Origin of the sequence: Paraburkholderia sp. BL9I2N2, from assembly GCF_004339745.1 — a bacterium.
GTDB lineage: Bacteria > Pseudomonadota > Gammaproteobacteria > Burkholderiales > Burkholderiaceae > Paraburkholderia.
Genome location: NZ_SMGP01000001.1, coordinates 4,592,459 through 4,611,594, shown reverse-complemented (window position 1 = coordinate 4,611,594; position 19,136 = coordinate 4,592,459). Strand labels below are relative to the sequence as shown.

Sequence of the window (19,136 nt, the reverse complement as noted above, 5' to 3'; positions counted from 1 at the left end):
GTCTCAGGTGAAACCTTGGTCGGAGAACGGCTGGTTACTCAATCGACACACCGCCTGCGCGGCGCATCACGAATTCTGGTCTTCCTCGTCGGACTTGGTGGATCGCGTGACGCGGTCCATGGCAATGCGTGCGGGCGCGACCTGCGCCGTACGGGTTACAGCGTTCGACAGCGCGCCTGCACTGCCCGAGTTCGAACGCACCGGTGCGCTCATGGCGAAAAAAGCGGCCGAAACCATCAGGAACGTCTGGATGTTTCTCGTGTTCATGCGTACTCCTTTTCTGACTGCCCTGTTGTCGTGAAGCTCCGCCGAATGCGGAGCGTTGCGCGGACATTACTCACAGGTTGGGGGTTAGACAGACATTTCAACTGCGGTTCCGCAGATTTGTAGTTTTTACAGCTTGTTACAGGCCGTCGCAGGAACAGCGGGCGCGCACACGCCGAGCGGGCGCACGCCTATATCGGCCATATCGCTGCGGTCCCGATTTTTTCGCGGCCTGCGGCGGGTTTTCACCAGTGCTACCATCACTTAAAACACGTCAAGATGACGGCCCCGGCCCTACGCATTCACAAGATGCCGCGGCCCAAAAAAGTTTTGGTGATCCCAAACTGGTTGGAGGAGTACACATAATGAACGCCCCGCTAGACGCAGGTCAGCGAGCCTCGCTCGAAGCCGCGTTGTCTTCCGTCACGCTCGACGACAAATACACCCTCGAACGCGGCCGCGCGTACATGAGCGGCATCCAGGCGCTGGTGCGTCTGCCGATGCTGCAACAGGAACGCGACCAGGCCGCCGGGCTCAATACCGCCGGCTTCATCTCCGGTTACCGCGGATCGCCACTCGGCGGACTCGACCAATCCCTGTGGAAGGCGAAACAGCATCTCGCCGCGCATCAGGTCGTGTTCCAGCCTGGCGTCAACGAAGACCTCGCGGCCACCGCCGTTTGGGGTTCGCAGCAAGTCAATCTGTACCCGAGCGCCAAATACGACGGCGTGTTCTCGATGTGGTACGGCAAAGGCCCGGGCGTCGACCGATCCGGCGACGTCTTCAAGCATGGCAACTCGGCCGGCTCGGCGCGCAACGGCGGCGTTCTCGTGCTCGCCGGCGATGACCACGCGGCGAAATCGTCCACACTCGCGCACCAATCCGAACACATTTTCAAGGCGTGCGGCCTGCCGGTTCTATTCCCGTCGAATGTGCAGGAATATCTCGACTTCGGTCTGCACGGCTGGGCGATGAGCCGCTATTCCGGCCTGTGGGTCGCGATGAAGTGCGTAACCGACGTGGTCGAATCGTCGGCATCGGTCGATATCGATCCGCACCGCACGAAGATCATCCTGCCGGAAGACTTCGCGATGCCCGAGGGCGGCCTGAATATCCGCTGGCCGGATCCGCCGCTGGTGCAGGAAGCGCGTCTGCTCGACTACAAGTGGTACGCGGCGCTCGCCTACGTGCGTGCCAACAAACTGGACCGCGTCGAAATCGATTCGCCGCATGCGCGCTTCGGCATCATGACCGGCGGCAAGGCGTATCTCGACGTGCGTCAGGCGCTGACCGACCTCGGTCTCGATGACGAAACGTGTTCGCGCATCGGCATCCGTCTGTATAAGGTCGGTTGCGTGTGGCCGCTCGAAGCGCAAGGCGCGCAGGCTTTCGCGCGCGGCCTCGACGAAATTCTGGTGGTCGAGGAAAAGCGCCAGATTCTCGAATACGCGATCAAGGAAGAACTGTACAACTGGCCCGACGCACAGCGTCCGCGCGTGTTCGGCAAGTTCGACGAGAAAGACGGCGCGGGCGGCGAATGGTCGGTGCCGATGGGCAACTGGCTGCTGCCGGCGCACTATGAACTCTCGCCGGCGATCATCGCCAAGGCTATCGCCACGCGGCTCGACAAATTCGACCTGCCGTCCGATGTGCGCGCTCGCATCGCCATGCGCATCGCGGTGATCGAAGCGAAGGAAAAGGCGCTGGCGCGGCCGCGCGTCGAAGCCGAACGCAAGCCGTGGTTCTGCTCGGGCTGCCCGCACAACACATCGACCAATGTGCCGGAAGGCTCGCGTGCGATGGCCGGCATCGGCTGCCATTACATGACGGTCTGGATGGACCGCAGCACCAGCACGTTCAGCCAGATGGGCGGCGAAGGCGTCGCGTGGATCGGCCAGGCGCCGTTCAGCAACGACAAGCACGTGTTCGCCAATCTCGGCGACGGCACGTACTTCCACTCAGGGCTGTTGGCAATTCGCGCGGCGATCGCGTCGAAGGCCAACATCACCTACAAGATTCTCTATAACGACGCGGTCGCCATGACCGGCGGCCAGCCGGTCGACGGCGTGCTGACCGTGCCGCAGATCACGCACCAACTCGCCGCGGAAGGCGCGACGAAAATCGTGATCGTCACCGACGAGCCGGAGAAGTACTCGGCGAACGTCGGCCTTGCGCCCGGCATCGACATCCACCATCGCGACAAGCTCGACGAAGTGCAGCGCCAACTGCGCGAAGTGTCCGGCACGACGATCCTGATCTACGACCAGACTTGCGCGACCGAAAAACGCCGCCGCAGGAAACGCGGCACGTATCCGGATCCGGCGCGCCGCGTCGTGATCAACGAAGCGGTGTGCGAAGGCTGCGGCGATTGCTCGGTGAAGTCGAACTGCCTGTCGGTCGAACCGCTCGATACCGAATACGGTACGAAGCGCCAGATCAATCAATCGACCTGCAACAAGGACTTCTCGTGCGTGAACGGTTTCTGCCCGAGCTTCGTCTCCGTTGAAGGCGGTCAGTTGCGCAAGCCGAAGGCCGCCTCCGGCGTCGCCGGCGACGCGATGCCGCCGGTGCCGGAACCGGAATTGCCGTCCATGGAGCGGCCGTACGGCGTGCTGGTGACGGGCGTCGGCGGCACGGGCGTCGTGACGATCGGCGCGTTGCTCGGCATGGCCGCGCATCTGGAGAACAAGGGCGTCACCGTGCTCGACGTCACCGGCCTCGCGCAAAAAGGCGGCGCCGTGATGAGTCACGTGCAGATCGCGAAAAATCCGGCCGACATCCACGCGACCCGCATCGCCATGGGCGAAGCAAGCCTCGTGATCGGCTGCGACGCGATCGTCACGGCCAGCGACGAATGCGTGTCGCGCATGCAGGCAGGCCGCACACGCGTCGTGTTGAACAGCGCGCATACGCCGACTGCCGAACTCATCAAGAACCCGAACTGGCGCTTCCCTGGCAGCAGCACGGAAGCGGACGTGCGCGCCGCCGCCGGCGACGACGGTGTCGATGCGGTCGACGCGAATCACTTCGCAGTCGCGCTGCTCGGCGATGCGATCTATACGAATCCGTTCGTGCTCGGCTATGCATGGCAACGCGGCTGGGTGCCGCTCATGTATGAGTCGCTGATGCGCGCTATCGAGCTGAACAACGTGCAGGTCGAGAAGAACCGCGCGGCGTTCGAGTGGGGCCGCCGTGCAGCGCACGATCTGGCCGGGGTTCGCAAGCTGGCGCAATCGCAAGGACGCGGCGCCGCGGCGGAAACGGCGAGCAGCAAGATCATCTCGCTGCACACGCCGAAGGCCCTCGACACGCTGATCGACAAACGCGCCGAGTACCTGACAGCTTGGCAGAACCGCGCGTATGCCGAGCGTTATCGCGCGGTGGTCTCGCAAGTGCGTGCGGCGGAGTCGGCGCTCGATTCGATCGACGGTCAGTTGCCGTTGACCGAGGCGGTCGCGAAGAACCTGCACAAGCTGATGGCCTACAAGGACGAGTACGAAGTCGCGCGCCTGTACAGCGATCCGGCGTTCATCGAAAAACTGAAGTCGAATTTCGAAGGCGATTGGAAGCTGCACATTCACCTCGCGCCGCCGACGTTCTCGAAGAAGGATGCCAAGGGTCATCTTGTGAAGAAGAAGTACGGCCCTTGGGTTTTCAGCGCGATGCACGTGCTGGCCCGCTTCAAGTTCCTGCGCGGCACCGCGCTCGATCTGTTCGGCAAGACGGAAGAGCGTCGCACCGAGCGCGCGTTGATCGGCGAGTATGAAGCGCTGGTGCGTGAACTGATCGCCGGCCTGACTGCGCAGAAGCGTGAGCTGGCCATCGAACTGGCGAATCTGCCCGACGGCATCCGCGGCTATGGTCACGTGAAGGAAAACAACCTGAAGGGCGTGCGCGTCAAGTGGAACGAGTTGCTCGCGCGGTGGCGTTCGCCGGAGGCTGGCAAGACGCAACACGCGGCGTGATCGGAATGGCTTGACCGGCTCGCCGGTCTGAAAACAAAAGGCGACTGTCCTTGCGGACAGTCGCCTTTTTTACGTGCTATGAGACGTGACGCGTAACGCCGGCGCAACTACTGCGCCAATAAAAAAGCCACGGGTTTAGCACCCGTGGCTTTTTTTGCAAACTCGTCGCGATCGCCTCGACGAGGCGCCGCTCCGGGTCTCAAAGCATCCGCATTACTTCGCGTTCACTGCCTTGCGTGCATTGGCCGACGCGACTGCCGTCATGTTGATGATCCGGCGCACGGTCGCAGCCGGCGTCAGAATGTGCACCGGCTTTTCCGCGCCCAGCAGGAACGGGCCGACCGTCACGCCTTCGCCGCCGATCATCTTCAGCAAGTTGTACGTGATGTTCGCCGCTTCCACGTTCGGCATGATCAGCAGGTTGGCTTCGCCCGTCAGCGTCGTGCCCGGGAACGCCGCCTTGCGCACCGCTTCCGACAATGCCGCATCGCCATGCATCTCACCGTCGATCTCGAGCGACGGCGCACGTTCGGTAATCAGCTTGCGAGCCGCAGCCATGCGTTGCGACGACGACGACGGCGCGCTGCCGAAGTTCGAGTTCGACAGCAACGCCACCTTCGGCGTGATACCGAACTTCTCCATCTCACCCGCAGCCAGCATCGTCATATCGGCGAGCTGCTCGGCGGTCGGCGTTTCGTTCACGTAGGTATCGCAGATGAACAGATTGCGGCCCGGCAGCATCAGCAGATTCATCGCGGCGAAGTTCTGCACGTTGTCCGCCTTGCCCAGCACCTGTTCGATGAACTTCAGATGCGCGTGGTACTGACCGATCATGCCGCAGATCATGCCGTCCGCTTCGCCGAGGCGCACAAGGATCGCGCCGATCAGCGTGTTGAACTTGCGCATTGCGGCCTTCGCCACGTCCGGCGTCACGCCTTCGCGCGCACCGAGTTCGTGGTACGCCTGCCAGGATTTCTGATAACGCGGATCGTCTTCCGGATCGACGATCTCGAAGTCGTCGCCGCACTTGAGCTTCGAGCCCATCTTCTTCAGACGCATCTCGATCACCGACGGACGGCCGACCAGGATCGGTTTGGCGATCTTTTCCAGCAGCACGAATTGCGCGGCGCGCAGCACGCGCTCGTCTTCACCTTCGGCGAACACGATACGTGCCGGCTCCGACTTGGCCGCGGCGAACACCGGACGCATCACCATGCCCGTGCGATACACGGTCGTGCCGAGTTCTTCGCGATACGCGTCCATGTCCTTGATCGGACGGGTCGCGACGCCCGAATCCATTGCCGCTTGCGCGACGGCCGGCGCGATCTTGATGATCAGGCGCGGATCGAACGGTTTCGGAATCAGATATTCGGGACCGAATTCCAGCGAGTGGCCTTCATAGGCCTTCGCAACTTCATCGCCCTGATCGGTTTCTTCGGCCAGTTCGGCGATTGCGCGCACGCAGGCGAGCTTCATTTCTTCCGTGATGGTGGTGGCGCCAACATCCAGTGCGCCACGGAAGATGAACGGGAAACACAGCACGTTGTTGACCTGGTTCGGATAGTCCGAACGGCCGGTCGCGATGATGCAGTCCGGACGCACTTTCTTCGCGTCTTCCGGGCGGATTTCCGGTTCCGGGTTCGCCAGCGCGAGAATCAGCGGCTGGGTGCCCATTTCGGCGACCATCTCCGGCTTCAGCACGCCTGCGCTCGAGCAGCCGAGGAACACGTCGGAACTACGGATCGCGTCAGCGAGCGTGCGTGCCTCGGTGTTCGCCGCGTAGCGTTCCTTCGACGGATCGAGGTTGCCGCGGCCTTCGTAGATCACGCCCTTGGAGTCGGTGACGAGAATGTTCTTCTTCGACAAGCCCAGGTTCACCAGCAGATCCAGACACGCGATTGCCGCGGCACCCGCGCCCGAACACACCAGCTTCACTTCGTCGAGCTTCTTGCCGACCACTTTCAGGCCGTTCAGGATAGCCGCCGACGCGATGATCGCGGTGCCGTGCTGATCGTCGTGGAAGACCGGAATCTTCATACGTTCGCGCAGCTTCTTCTCGATGTAGAAGCACTCGGGCGCCTTGATGTCTTCAAGGTTGATGCCGCCGAGCGTCGGCTCGAGCATCGCGATCGCTTCGACCAGCTTGTCCGGATCGGACTCGGAGAGCTCGATGTCGAACACGTCGATGCCCGCGAACTTCTTGAAGAGACAGCCCTTGCCTTCCATCACCGGCTTCGCGGCGAGCGGGCCGATGTTGCCGAGACCGAGCACGGCCGTGCCGTTCGTGATCACGCCGACCAGGTTGCCACGCGAGGTGTACTTCTGCGCGTCGAGCGGCTCCTCGTAGATCGCCATACAGGCCGCGGCGACGCCCGGCGAGTACGCCAGCGACAGATCGAGCTGATTCGATAGCGGCTTGGTGGGCGTGACCGAAATCTTGCCGGGTTTCGGATTCTGGTGGTATGCGAGAGCGCTTTGCTTAAGTTGTTCGTCCATTTTTTGGCCTGCGAGACGTAAGAAATTGGGCCCGGCACACCGCACGTCAGCGTCGCGTGCATCTATCGAATGGATAATCGACCGAGGCGGTTTGCGCATGCGCCGGTTGAGCGCGGCGTCGAACCTCGCCGGAGGACAGGACGATGCGGAGTGCTTCGCGGGTCGGTTAGTGTACACCCCGAATGAGTCGATGCACTGACTGGTTAACGCTGCTCGCCATCGGCGAAACAGCGCTCGCGCAATGCTGCAGCGCCGCATGCGGCGGCCCTTTCGCGCTTTGTCATGCGCAGGTCACGGACAGGCTATTCGCGCTCACTCGAGCTCGGCGCCGCGTCGTTCGGGAATCAGGAAGAGTGTCGCGAAGATGTCGAGCAGGTAGATCGACGCAAGCAAAGCCAGCGCCGCGCCGAACGAATAGCGCGCGGCCAGAGCGCCCACCACCACCGGCCCGAAACCGCCCACCGCCCGGCCGACGTTGAAGAGCACATTCTGCGCGGTGGCGCGCGCATCGGTTGGATAAAGCTCGGAGATCAGCGCACTGTATCCGCCGATCATGCCGTTGACGAACACGCCCATCGCCGCGCCGCCGATCAGGAGCGCCATCGGCGTGCTCAGGTGAGCGTAGACGAACACCATCACCACGGCGCCCGCCTGGTAGAACAGAAAGGTCGGCTTGCGGCCGAAGCGGTCGGCGGCGATGCCGAACAGCCAGATGCCGCACGCCATGCCCAGAATCGTCGCGGCGGTCCACAGTCCGGATTTGGTCAGCGAATAGCCGAAGGTTTTCGACAGATAGCTCGGCAGCCAGATCATCAGGCCGTAGTAGCCGAAGTTCTGCACTGAACAGAGAGTCGCCACGCCGATGCTGGCGCGCGTGGTGCGGCCATCGGCCACCAGCAATTTCAGCGGCAGCTTGCGCATGCCGCGCGCCACGCGCTCGGTGAAGAGCGCCGGTTCCTCGACCTGGCGCCGCACGAAAAACGACACCACCGCCGGCAACAGCCCGAGCGCGAACATGCCTCGCCAACCGATCACCGGCAATAGCAGCGGCGTCAGCAATGCCGCAGCCAACACGCCGAGCTGCCATCCCAAGCCGACGTACGACGAGACGCGCGCGCGCTGTGACGCCGGCCATGCCTCGGCCACGAGCGTCATGCCGATGCCGAATTCGCCGCCGAGCCCGATTCCGGCGATGGTCCGGTATGTCAGCAGATCGGCATAACCTTGCGCCAGCGCGCACAAGCCGGTGAACACCGCGAAGATCAGGATCGTCCACGTCAGCATGCGCACGCGGCCGAAATAGTCGCTCAGCACGCCGAAAATCAACCCGCCCGCCACTGCGCCGATCAGCGTCCACGTGACGAGCGAACCGGCCTGCGCGGAACTCAGATGCAGATCGGCGGCAATCACCGGCAGCATGAAGCCGAGGATCAGCAGATCGAAGCCGTCCATCGCGTAGCCGAGCACCGAGGCGATCAGCGCCCGGCCGGCGTAGCCATTTCTCACGGATGCGCGGGGGTCGGTAGCGGAGGGAGCGGTGTTCATTGAAAGCATTCCGTAGGTCGAATGGGCGGCAATGGCGGCAGGCGCCCGAGAAATTCGCGTGAGTGTAAAGGCGCCTCCGACGCCTCACAAGCGAACCAAAAAGCGCTCGTGGATGCGGGCGCCCGATGCGCCCTTCGATGCCCGCCCAAGCCTGCCCGGTGCGCCCGTTATGACCGTCATTCGTCGCGGCCACGCACGACGGGTTCCTCGGAAGGGCCCGTTTCGGGTAAAATGTCGGCCTACGCGCGCAGCAAAAACCGGCCTGCACTCCACTGACCGGCTGCGTATTCCGCCCGGCATGGCGCGGAATACCACGCTTGCTGCGCCACCGGGCCCCGCGCCCGCTTCTCCCCGCTCACACCCAAGGATCCGCCCATGACAGGCTTCGATCGCCAGACGATCTCCGACACGACCGCCAAAATGCTGCTGGAAGTGCAAGCAGTGCACTTCAACGCGGAGAAACCGTACATTTTCACGTCCGGCTGGGCGAGCCCGGTTTATATCGACTGCCGCAAGCTGATCTCGTATCCGCGCGTGCGCCGCGGCCTGATGGAAATGGCAGAGTCCACGATTCTGCGCGACGTCGGCTATGAGCAGATCGACGCGGTCGCCGGTGGCGAAACCGCCGGCATCCCGTTCGCGGCATGGCTCTCCGATCGCCTGATGGTGCCGATGCAATACGTGCGCAAGAAGCCGAAGGGTTTTGGCCGCAACGCGCAGATCGAAGGCCTGCTGACTGAAGGTCAACGCGTGCTGCTGGTCGAAGACCTGACCACGGACAGCCGCAGCAAGATCAACTTCATCAACGCGCTGCGCACTGCCGGCGCCACGGTGAACCACTGCTTCGTGCTGTTCCACTACAACATCTTCAAGGAAAGCGTGTCGGTGCTGAAAGACATCGACGTCGATCTGCACGCGCTCGCCACGTGGTGGGACGTGTTGCGCGTCGCGAAGGAAAACAAATACTTCGACACCAAGACGCTCGACGAAGTGGAAAAATTCCTGCACGCACCGGCTGAATGGTCGGCTGCGCACGGCGGCGCAACCTCGACGCCGCAGTAAGCCTCTCCGCCTCGCGCGGATCGAATAAAAAGGGCACCTGTCTTATCGACAGGCGCCCTTTTCTATTTTTGCCTTAAGCCTCGTATGCGACCTTAAGACGTTCCGCCTGTGTTTTCCGTTGAATGCGACGACAGGTTCAGCAAGCCATTGCTTTGCGCGTACTGGAACAACTCGGAATCGCGCTCGATGCCGAGCTTGCGCATAGCGGTGTTCTTCTGCGTGCTGATGGTCTTGATGCTGCGGTTCAGATGCTCCGAGATTTCCTTGATCGTCATGCCCGACACGAACAGACGCACCACTTCCAGTTCGCGTTTCGACAGCATCACTTCGTCGTTCTTGCCACCGGCATTCATGCGCAGTGTGTCGAGCGATGCCTTGACCGACGGGCTCATGTATTCGAGGTGGCGGCTGACGTGCTGCACCGCGAGCCCAATGTGGCTGAGATCGTCCGACTTGTTGACGACAGACGTCACGCCGAGTTCGCTCAGCCGCTTGAGCAACGCCGCGTTCTCGAGCATCGTCAGGACGACGATGGGAAGGTTGGGGAAATTTCGCCGCAGATAGCCGATCAGCGGCAAACCATCGCCGTACTGACCGCCTGGCATCGCCAGATCCGTGACGAGCACGTCGCAGGCAATGGTTTGCAGCACCTTGATCAATTCCGTTGACTGTCGCGCACGCGCGACGACCTGCAGACCGGGAAACTTGAGCAAAGCCTGTTCGGCGCCGAACAGAATAACCGGATGGTCATCAGCGACCACGACCCTGACTGGATCTTGCATTGCCCTCCCCTCGACAGATAAACCACTCTGCAAAACTTCCGACATGTCTTATGTATTCTAGCTACTGAAACGGGTGAGGACGCGGCCTATCTCCGCGGGCAATTCCTCTGACTATAGCCGATTCCGGTGCGCAAATTCCAGCGGACCACAACAATGATGTGTCGTAGAGCTAATGTTAGACTTGAATCGACCTTGAGGCACAAAATAGGGACAATAACCATCGCGAGGACAACCGCCTCGCGCCCTCACAGGAGAACCGGCACATGCGCTCGCGTTGCCTGGTTGTTTCGATTGCTTCGCCGTTCCGCCGTCTGCCGTCGTTCCCCTGCGCCATGCTGGGCCTCGCCCTCCTGGCCGCTCACGGACCACACGCCCTCGCCGAAGGCGCGTTCGCGCTGACCAGTGCCAGCTTCCGTGCGGGCGGCACCGTGGCGGACGCTCAGGTTTTCAATCAGGACGACTGCAAAGGCGGCAACCGCTCACCGCAACTTTCGTGGCACGACGCGCCGCCCGGCACGCGCAGCTTCGCGGTCACCATGTTCGATCAGGATGCGCCGGGCCGCGGCTGGTGGCACTGGTCGGTGGCGGGCATTCCGGCCACGGTCAGCAGCTTGCCGGAGAATGCGAGCTCTTCCGGCTTCCTCAGCAAACTCGGTGCGGTCGAAGCGCGCAACGACTTCGATACCGACGGCTATGGCGGCCCCTGTCCGCCGCCAGGCAAACCGCATCGCTACATCGTCACCGTTTATGCGCTCAGCACCGCGGACCTGCGCCTCGCGCAAGGCCGTCCCGCGCTGATGTTCGATCACGAGATCGGCACCGCCACGCTCGGCTTTGCGCGAATGGTGGTCAATTACGGGCGCTAGCGCGTATCGAAGCGCCTCACGTGCAAGCGGCACTGCCAAGGCCGCCGACGCAAGCCGAGGCTGGCGTACGGATTGCGTCGCCTTGCCGCCCACGCGGAAATTCTGTCATCCGCGCACGCTAATGTGCAGCCTGGCGGTGTGCGCCATGCTTGCCGCTGCCGCGCCGCCGCAGGTGCGCACCATTGCCGTGCCCGACCCATCGTCTTTTCACTTTGCTGGAGTTTGTCATGTCGAAGATCGTCATCGTTTATCACAGCGGCTACGGCCACACGAAGAAAGCCGCCGAGTCCGTGCTGGCGGGTGCCCTCGAAGCCGGCGCGGACGCCAAACTGATGCCGGTCGGCGAGGTCGACGACGCCGCCTGGGCCGAACTGGCCGCCGCCGACGCCATCATCTTCGGTGCGCCGACATACATGGGCGGCCCTTCCGCAGACTTCAAAAAATTCGCCGATGCGAGCTCGAAGCCGTGGCTCGAGCAGGCGTGGAAGGACAAGATCGCGGCCGGCTTCACCAACTCCGCGACCATGAACGGCGACAAGTTCTCGACGATCCAGTACTTCGTCACGCTGGCCATGCAGCACGGCATGATCTGGGCGGGCACCGGCATGATGCCGTCCAACACCAAGGCGGCGACCCGCAACGACCTGAACTACGTCGGTGGCTCTACCGGCGTGCTCACGCAGTCGCCGGCCGATGCCTCGCCGGAAGAAGCACCGCCCCCCGGCGATCTGGAAACAGCGCGGCTGTTCGGCGCACGCGTAGCCGCGGTCACGGCGCGCTGGACCGCCGCGGCCCGCTGACGCGCGGATTGCCGCGATCGGCCGGCATCGGCGTGCATCTGCCGCATAACGGGTCACGCCGATGTCATGTCCGGCGCGCATCGTCGTTTTTTCACCCCCTTTTGCACGTGCGGCGCCATCAGGTCTTAAAATGACGTTCCGGCGCGGCGTCGCGCCCCGTTTCCAGCAAGCCAGTGAGATCGAGATGAGCACGAAAGTTTTTGTCGACGGACAGGAAGGCACGACCGGCCTGAAGATTTTTGAATACCTGTCGCAGCGCGCCGACGTTGAGATCCTGCGTATCGAAGAAGCGAAGCGCAAAGACCTCGAAGAACGCCGTCGTCTCATCAACGCGTCGGACGTCACGTTCCTGTGTCTGCCCGATGTCGCCTCGCGCGAATCCGCTTCGCTGGTCGAAAACGATCACACCGTACTGATCGATGCCAGCACCGCGTTCCGCACGTCCGCCGACTGGGCCTACGGCCTGCCCGAACTGGCCCGCTCGCAACGCGAGCGTCTGCGCTCGGCGAAACGCATTGCCGTGCCGGGCTGCCATGCATCGGCCTTCGTGCTCGCCATGCGTCCGCTGGTCGAAGCAGGCGTGGTGGCGCCCGAGTTCGCGGCGCACGCTTACTCGATCACCGGCTATAGCGGCGGCGGCAAGAAAATGATTGCCGACTACGAAGCCGGCGGCAACGACAAGCTCAAGAGCCCGCGTCCGTACGCGCTCGGTCTCACGCACAAGCATCTGCCGGAAATGGCCGCGCATACGGGCCTGAAGTCGGCGCCGGTCTTTACGCCGATCGTCGGCGACTTCTACAAGGGTCTCGCGGTCACCACCTTCTTCTCGCCGAACCAGTTGGCGAAGAAGGCCACGCCGCAAGACGTGCAGGCGCTGTTCGCCGAGTACTACGCGGGCGAGGCGTTCGTGCATGTCGCACCGTTCGACGCGGAAGCGAACCTCGACAGCGGCTTCTTCGACGTGCAGGCAAACAACGACACGAACCGCGTCGACCTGTTCGTGTTCGGCAACGAAGAGCGCTTCGTGACCGTCGCGCGTCTGGACAACCTGGGCAAGGGCGCGTCGGGCGCGGCGATCCAGTGCATGAACCTCGCGATCGGTGCCGCTGAAGAAAGCGGCTTGAAACGTTAATCAAGTTCGAAATTACGGACGGTAATTCTCCGTCAATATATTGAAAGGCTGGTCTGCAAAGACCGGCCTTTTTGTTTTAAAAGTCCGCCATTCAAAATTCCCTCTCCGCGTTTAATCAGTAGTAGCCCGTATGTCCTAAAAAATAAAAATCGGACTGCTCAAAAACCCGCCGGTAATTCATTCCTGATATCGACGCATCGCGCATAGTTTTCCGCATAGGGAAATTCCTGATTTTTTCGCGAACGGTCGTTCGCAGATGATAGAGCCATTTTGCTCAAAGGCTTACCTGGCAATGGAGTGCGGCGAAGCAACGATGCCGCCTTCCAGGCAAAAAATCGTTTTTTGTTTAAAAGACCCGCAGATGTCCACGCGGCGCGCGCGCAGCAAAAAATGCGCTGTTTGAATCGGTCTTTTTAGACGGCTCATTCAATTGACAGTCATTATCCGCGCAGCGAAATTAGCTCGCACAATTACATGAAGGGAGACAGCTGCATGTCGCACGCCATTACTCGAAGCCTCGCGATGGCCATTGCCACGGCCCCATTCCTGATCGCTTGCGGCGGTGGCAAGGCCGACAATCCAGGCGCGATCAACGCACCGCAATGTTCCGGCGCGAGCTGCGGCGTGCAAGGCCCGCCCGCCTCGGGTGCCGGCGCGGCGGCGTTGTGCCCGGCAACTGCCGACATCGTCAAGAGCACCTTCCTCGGTGGCGCGGGCAGCGGCGAAGTGGTGCAACTGAACATCGACGCGACGGCGATGACCTACACGCTGAAGTGGCTCAAATCGCCGATCCCGCTGACCAGCGCCGACGTCACGATCACGCGCGAAGGCACGCAGATCACCGGTGCGGTGATTCATCCGCCGACCGGCACGCTGCCCACCGCCGAGCAAACACGTTGCGCGTTCATTCTCGGCAAAGGTACCGGCACCGCGCCTGCCAACGGCACGACCTACACGACACCCGACTTCGTCAACAACCCGAACCCGCCGATGATCCTGGTCGGCCAGGGCGTGGCCGGCGGTGGCATTCCGGGCGCGACCGTCGAGTACGACGGGCTGACCATCATTCCGGGCATCATCGATCACGTTGGCGCAGTGCCGAACCGGCATTTCGATTTCTATCCGTTCCTCGGCTTCGCCAGCACGACGAACGACGTCACCAAGCTGGCCGGCACCTACAACGGCCTCCTGTATCACCTGGTGCCGTCCGGCTCGTACGCAGCGACCGCTACCAACACGGTCGAAACCTTCGACGCGGCCGGCAACTGCACGGGCTCCAATCCAGCGAACGCGGCCTTTACGCCGAGTTCGAGCGGCTGCCTGACGACGGGCACGGCGTGGACCGCGAACAGCAGCGGCTACTTCGACAGCCAGAATGCGCCGCAGATCGGCATGCAGCTCAAACTGCCGCCGCTGAATCAGCCGAGCGGCGTGTCCGCGCAGGCGCACATGATTCTCGGCCAGGTCAACGGCGCAACGGTGCCGCTTGTGATCCGCACGGGCTCCGTGAATCTGGGCACGGCAGTGTTGCTCCACTCCGACGCCAAAGTCGACGACGAGTCCGGTATCGCGATGCTCGCCGCTGCCACACCGCTTGCCTCCGGCGGCTTCGACGGCGGCTACGTGGGCGCCGACTCCAACTTCAAGTACACCGCGGCGTTGATCCAGGGCGGCGTCGGCACCTTCATCAATCCGTCGACTTCCGCAGGAGAAGACGGCTTCGGCCTGGGCTACGCGTTGCCGAGCCCAGGACTGGTCGGTGTCCAGCAGGCCAACGGCCAGAAAGGCCTCGCGATCGCTTCGGGTGGCCTGTATGCGATCGAGATTCAAGGCACCGTCAACGGCGGCGTCGCGCCGACGTCGCAACTCAGCAGCACGGCTTCGAGCGCGCCGTACTTCGGCATTGGAGCGCAAATCAGCAAGTAAGGCATGCAAGTAAGCCAGACAGCCAAGCCACAGCGGACCGGCAGTGGGCAGTACGAGAGACAAATAGCAAAAGGTGGCGGGACTGGGAGCCGGCCACACACAACGAGAAAATTCTGGAGGCGGTATGAAATGGAGAATCCTTTCGGTGCTCACTCTTGCTGCACCGTTGCTGGGGGCGTGCGGTGGTGGCGGCGGAGGCGACGGGCCCGTGACGGAAGTGCGTCTGTGTCCGGCGTCGCTGGACTACAGCACGGTATTCACGGGCGGCGGCGGTGACGGCGAACTGGTCAAGCTGCAACTCGATACGACCAAGATGACCTGGCAGGTCAATTACATCGAGTCGCCGATCCCCGCGACCACCGGCACCGTCGTCCCGACGCGCGCCGGCCAGACCGCCAGCGGCACGCTGACTCAGGAAACCCAGCTGCCGACCAACAAGCTCAACCAGTGCGCGTTCCGCCTGAATGGCGCGAGCCTCGATCCGAATCGTCCGGCGCGGATTTTCGTCGGCGAAGGGGTGGCGGGCGGCACGATCCCCGGCGCGGAAATCTCGTTCGGCGGGATTCTCGGCGTGGGCGCCGTGCCGGATACCAAATTCCCGTACTACCCGTTCATCGGTTTTTCGTCGATTGAAACGAATCTCGCGAACGTGGCCGGCACGTACAACCAGCTCGGCTATCACCAGGTGCCGTCGCAAAACTTCGCGCCGGTCGCGGTCGATTCGAAGATCACGATCAACGCGGACGGCACGTGGACCGAGTGCGACAACTCCGGGGTCAACGCGGGCAAGTGTCAACAGCCGGGGAGCAACTTCGCGCAGTCGGCGGACGGCAGCGGCGCGTTCCAGACCAACAACTTCCTGGGCCAGGCCAAGCCGACGCTCGCCACGACCCCGGAAGCGCGCGGCTACATGATCGTCGGCAAGCTGCGTAACCAGCTGGTGCCGATCCTGGTGCGAACGGGCGCGGCGAACTCGTCGGTGACCGTGCCGCAAAACGGCGCGCTCGGACCCTACGCCGACGACGAATCCGGCATCTCGATTCTGGCGCCGCAGAGCGCGATCACGGTGAACTCGCAGAACGGTGAGTACATCGGCGTGGATAGCCAGTTCGACTACCGCACCACCGCGCTCGAAGGTGCCGAGGCCACGCTGCTGGATCCGTTCAATGCATCGCAGGCATCGCTGGCGACGGCGCTGAATCTGGACTTCACGCAAACCGTGCCGGGCGTGGTGACGACGACGCGAGTCGGTGCCTCCACCGGCACTACGCCGACCGGAAAGATGATCTTCACGGGTGGTGTGTTCGGCTATCTCGATCTGACCAACGCGGCCTCGCCGTACTTCACGATCGGCGCCTTCGTCCAGTAACGGACTCAGCACGCGCCGCCAATCCGCAACGTGGCGTTCGCGTCCCGGCTGCCGCGCAGCGCAACCGCGCGGCGGCCGGCGCCCAACGAATATGCAGCGCGCCGGCGCGGCCGCCAACCCGCCGCCGCTTGCCGCGCGCGATGAGTTTTAGCGCGCCTCAGGAGGAACAAAATGAAAAAAATCTATTTCGCGTTACTGGCCGTCTGCCTGTCAGCCGGTGCGCACGCCCAGCAAGCGGGCGACAACGTCGCAGCGCTCGGCTGGTTCCACGTGATGCCGCAGGATTCGAGCACGCCGCTCACCACCCATGTCGCGCCGACGCCGATCAACACACCGCTGCGTCTACCGAGTTCATTCACCTCGTCCGGCACGAGCTTGTCGACCAGTAACGCCGACACCGTCGGCCTGGTGTTCAGCCATTACCTCACCGATCACATCGCCGTGACGACGGTGGCAGGCGTGCCGCCGGTCTTCAAGATCTACGGGCACGGCACCATCAAGCCGCCGGGACCGGCCGGCGCGCTCGGCCAGCAGGATCTGGGCGATCCGCAAGCCAACCCGATCGTGAAAAGCGTGCGCCAGTGGAGCCCGGCGCTGCTGTTCCAGTACTACTTCAATGCGCCGACGGCGAAATTCCGGCCGTTTGTCGGCATTGGCGTGTCGTACAACTGGTTCTCCGACATTCAGTTGAGCCCGAATTTCGTGACATCGACGCAAAACAATCTCGGCGCCGTGCTGGCCGCCGGCGCGGGCAAGCCGGGGCAGACGCAGGTGTCGGCGAAAGCGTCCTCGTCGTGGGCGCCGGTGTTTAACGCGGGCCTCGTGTACAACATCACCGAGCACTGGGGCCTTCTGGCGTCGGTCACCTACATTCCGCTGAAGACGACCTCGTCGGTCATCATCAAGGCGGCCGACGGCACGGAGCTGGGTGTGTCGAAGGCGGACCTGAAGGCCGACCCGATCATTTCGTTCCTCGCCCTCTCGTACAAATTCTGAGTTCGGTTCTGACGCTACAAAGCCGGCTGCCCCGCGCAAGGGTCAGCCGGCTTTGTCTTGTATGGGACGCTGGAAATTCAAGGCAAAAAAAAGCCCGCCTATGTGGGCGGGCTGAATCCATATCAGAGGAGACATGGAGGAGACAAGACAAACTATAGCAAACGGCTTGGTGCGGCGCAACATGAAAATTAGGGTAGACCCTCTGCGTTGTAAATTCGCAACACTATGCAAGATGTCTTGCCGCCGCCATTGACCAGCGGCTGCGCCTTGCGTCTAGTGCCGCACCAGCGCCATCATCGCGCCGAAGCCGACGAATACGCCACCCGTCAGACGATTGAACATGCGGGCGACGCTGCGGCTCTTCAACTTCGCGCCGATGCGCGTGCCGAAACCCGCGTACACCAGATACCAGCTCACCTCGATCACGGCGAAAGTAGCGACGAGCACGCCGAACTGCGGCAACTTGGGCTGCGCGGCGTCGATGAATTGCGGCAGCAGCGCCGCGGCGAACAGAATCGCCTTCGGATTGCTCCCCGCGACGAGAAAGCCGTTGCGGAACAGCGCGAAGCGCGAGCGCGCGGGCTTGACGGCCAGTTCGTCGGCATCGCCGGCGGCGGCTTCGTCAGCCGGCGCGCGCCACGCCTTGATGCCGAGATACACGAGGTACGCCGCGCCGATCATCCGCAGCGCGTTGAACATGGCCGGCCACGCCTCGAGAAACACGCCGAGGCCCGCCGCCGACACCGCCAGCATCAGCACCAGCGCCGACAGGCAACCCGCCATGGTCGCGCTGGAGCGGCGCAAGCCGTGCTGGGCGCCGTGCGTCATCACGAGCAGCATGTTCGGACCGGGAATGGCGGAAACGACGAAGACAGTGGCGACGAACAGCCACCAGGTATGCAGACTCATGGGAATCAGGGCGGATAAAGGATCGGGCGGCTATTATGCCCGCCCGCGCCCGTCAGTGCCGTTCCTCAGTGGCTCTTCAGGGCCTGTCAATTGCTCTTAGCGCCCGGCTCGCCGCGCGGCGACCTGGCCCAGCACCGCGAAATCTTTCTCGCCGTCGCCGTGAGCCATGGCTTCAAGCAGGCTGTCGCGCACCACGCTGGCAATCGGCAGCGGTGTCGTGACGGCGTCGGCCGCGGCCAGCGCGAGCCGAATGTCTTTCAGGCCGAGACGCGCCTTGAACAGCGCCGGCTCGTAGCGCTGCTCCGCGATCAGCTTGCCGTAGCCGGAGTAGACCGGTCCCGGAAACAGGCCGCTCGTCATCACGTCGAGGAAATCCTGCATGGCGAGACCGTGTCCGGTCACCAGTGTGGCCGCTTCGCCGAGCGTCTCGACTGCCGCGCCGAGCATGAAGTTGGCGGCGAGCTTCATGACGTTCGCCTGCTGCGGGAGCGAACCGATGCGCCAGGTCTTCTGGCCGATCGCGTCGAAAATCGGCTGGACGCGGTCGATCGATTCGGCCGGGCCGCCCGCGACAATGGTGAGCTTGCCCGCCGCCGCGACATCGGGCCGACCCATCACCGGCGCGGCGACGTAGTTGACGCCGCGCGAGGCGTGCGCCGTCGCCAGTTCCTCGGCCAGCGCCACCGAGATCGTCGCCATGTTCACGTGGATCAGCCCGCGCGGAGCATGTTCCAGCAGCGAAGCGGTGATGACCTCGCGCAAAGCGCTATCGTCGGCGAGCATCGAGAACACGGCGTCGCCCGCAAACGCTTCGGCCGGCGTCGCGACGACCCGCGCGCCGGCGTCGGCGAGCGGCTGCGCGCGCTCCGGTGAGCGGTTCCACACGCGCACCTGATGCCCGGCTTTCAAAATGTTTGCAACCATCGCGGCACCCATCTCGCCGAGACCGATAAAACCGATGTCCATCTGTCGCTCCGTCTTCTAAAGAACTGGAAGTAAAACACACCCATGCGACACGTGCAGG

At 63.1% G+C, this 19,136-nt stretch carries 14 protein-coding genes; 8 read left to right on the top strand and 6 right to left on the bottom strand.

Going from position 1 to position 19,136, the window contains the following annotated elements:
- Positions 1-66: 66 nt before the first annotated feature.
- Positions 67-267, bottom strand: a complete 201-nt coding sequence (locus B0G74_RS21025; RefSeq protein WP_132376678.1) for a hypothetical protein — start codon at positions 265-267, stop codon at positions 67-69.
- Between the two features lie 362 nt (positions 268-629).
- Here B0G74_RS21025 and B0G74_RS21020 point away from each other — a divergent pair, with 362 nt between their 5' ends.
- On the top strand, positions 630-4,229 hold the full coding sequence (locus tag B0G74_RS21020) for an indolepyruvate ferredoxin oxidoreductase family protein (RefSeq protein WP_132376677.1): 3,600 nt from the start codon (positions 630-632) through the stop codon (positions 4,227-4,229).
- Positions 4,230-4,442: 213 nt separating this feature from the next.
- On the opposite strand, the gene B0G74_RS21015 is transcribed toward B0G74_RS21020, so the two are convergent.
- Both B0G74_RS21015 and B0G74_RS21010 read right to left on the bottom strand, forming a co-directional pair.
- On the bottom strand, positions 4,443-6,725 hold the full coding sequence (locus B0G74_RS21015; protein WP_132376676.1) for an NADP-dependent malic enzyme: 2,283 nt from the start codon (positions 6,723-6,725) through the stop codon (positions 4,443-4,445).
- Positions 6,726-7,037: 312 nt separating this feature from the next.
- Positions 7,038-8,270: an MFS transporter gene (locus tag B0G74_RS21010; protein ID WP_132376675.1), complete on the bottom strand. Its 1,233-nt coding sequence runs from the start codon at positions 8,268-8,270 to the stop codon at positions 7,038-7,040.
- Positions 8,271-8,645: 375 nt separating this feature from the next.
- On the opposite strand from B0G74_RS21010, the gene B0G74_RS21005 reads away from it, so the two are divergent.
- On the top strand, positions 8,646-9,332 hold the full coding sequence (locus B0G74_RS21005) for an orotate phosphoribosyltransferase (RefSeq protein WP_128585320.1): 687 nt from the start codon (positions 8,646-8,648) through the stop codon (positions 9,330-9,332).
- Between the two features lie 92 nt (positions 9,333-9,424).
- Here B0G74_RS21005 and B0G74_RS21000 read toward each other — a convergent pair whose 3' ends face one another.
- Positions 9,425-10,114, bottom strand: a complete 690-nt coding sequence (locus B0G74_RS21000; protein WP_132376674.1) for a response regulator — start codon at positions 10,112-10,114, stop codon at positions 9,425-9,427.
- A gap of 263 nt (positions 10,115-10,377) precedes the next feature.
- Here B0G74_RS21000 and B0G74_RS20995 point away from each other — a divergent pair, with 263 nt between their 5' ends.
- The 6 genes from B0G74_RS20995 to B0G74_RS20970 all read left to right on the top strand — a co-directional run bounded on the left by B0G74_RS20995 (position 10,378) and on the right by B0G74_RS20970 (position 17,203).
- On the top strand, positions 10,378-10,980 hold the full coding sequence (locus tag B0G74_RS20995) for a YbhB/YbcL family Raf kinase inhibitor-like protein (RefSeq protein ID WP_132376673.1): 603 nt from the start codon (positions 10,378-10,380) through the stop codon (positions 10,978-10,980).
- A gap of 227 nt (positions 10,981-11,207) precedes the next feature.
- Entirely contained in the window at positions 11,208-11,780 is a 573-nt protein-coding gene (locus tag B0G74_RS20990) for a flavodoxin family protein (protein ID WP_132376672.1), read from the top strand.
- 184 nt (positions 11,781-11,964) lie between these two features.
- Entirely contained in the window at positions 11,965-12,912 is a 948-nt protein-coding gene (argC, locus tag B0G74_RS20985) for an N-acetyl-gamma-glutamyl-phosphate reductase (protein ID WP_132376671.1), read from the top strand.
- A gap of 492 nt (positions 12,913-13,404) precedes the next feature.
- Positions 13,405-14,838, top strand: coding sequence for a DUF2957 domain-containing protein (locus tag B0G74_RS20980; protein ID WP_132376670.1), 1,434 nt, complete (start codon positions 13,405-13,407; stop codon positions 14,836-14,838).
- Positions 14,839-14,962: 124 nt separating this feature from the next.
- Positions 14,963-16,207: a DUF2957 domain-containing protein gene (locus tag B0G74_RS20975; protein WP_132376669.1), complete on the top strand. Its 1,245-nt coding sequence runs from the start codon at positions 14,963-14,965 to the stop codon at positions 16,205-16,207.
- A 171-nt stretch (positions 16,208-16,378) separates the two neighbouring features.
- Positions 16,379-17,203 carry an OmpW family outer membrane protein gene (locus B0G74_RS20970; RefSeq protein ID WP_132376668.1) on the top strand — a complete coding sequence of 275 codons (825 nt, stop codon included), beginning with the start codon at positions 16,379-16,381 and terminating at the stop codon, positions 17,201-17,203.
- Positions 17,204-17,476: 273 nt separating this feature from the next.
- Here the strand turns inward: B0G74_RS20970 and B0G74_RS20965 are convergent, their stop codons facing one another.
- Both B0G74_RS20965 and B0G74_RS20960 read right to left on the bottom strand, forming a co-directional pair.
- Positions 17,477-18,112: a LysE family translocator gene (locus B0G74_RS20965; RefSeq protein WP_132376667.1), complete on the bottom strand. Its 636-nt coding sequence runs from the start codon at positions 18,110-18,112 to the stop codon at positions 17,477-17,479.
- A 96-nt stretch (positions 18,113-18,208) separates the two neighbouring features.
- A complete protein-coding gene (locus B0G74_RS20960; protein WP_132376666.1) occupies positions 18,209-19,078 on the bottom strand; it encodes an NAD(P)-dependent oxidoreductase in 870 nt (289 codons plus the stop codon).
- Positions 19,079-19,136 lie beyond the last annotated feature (58 nt).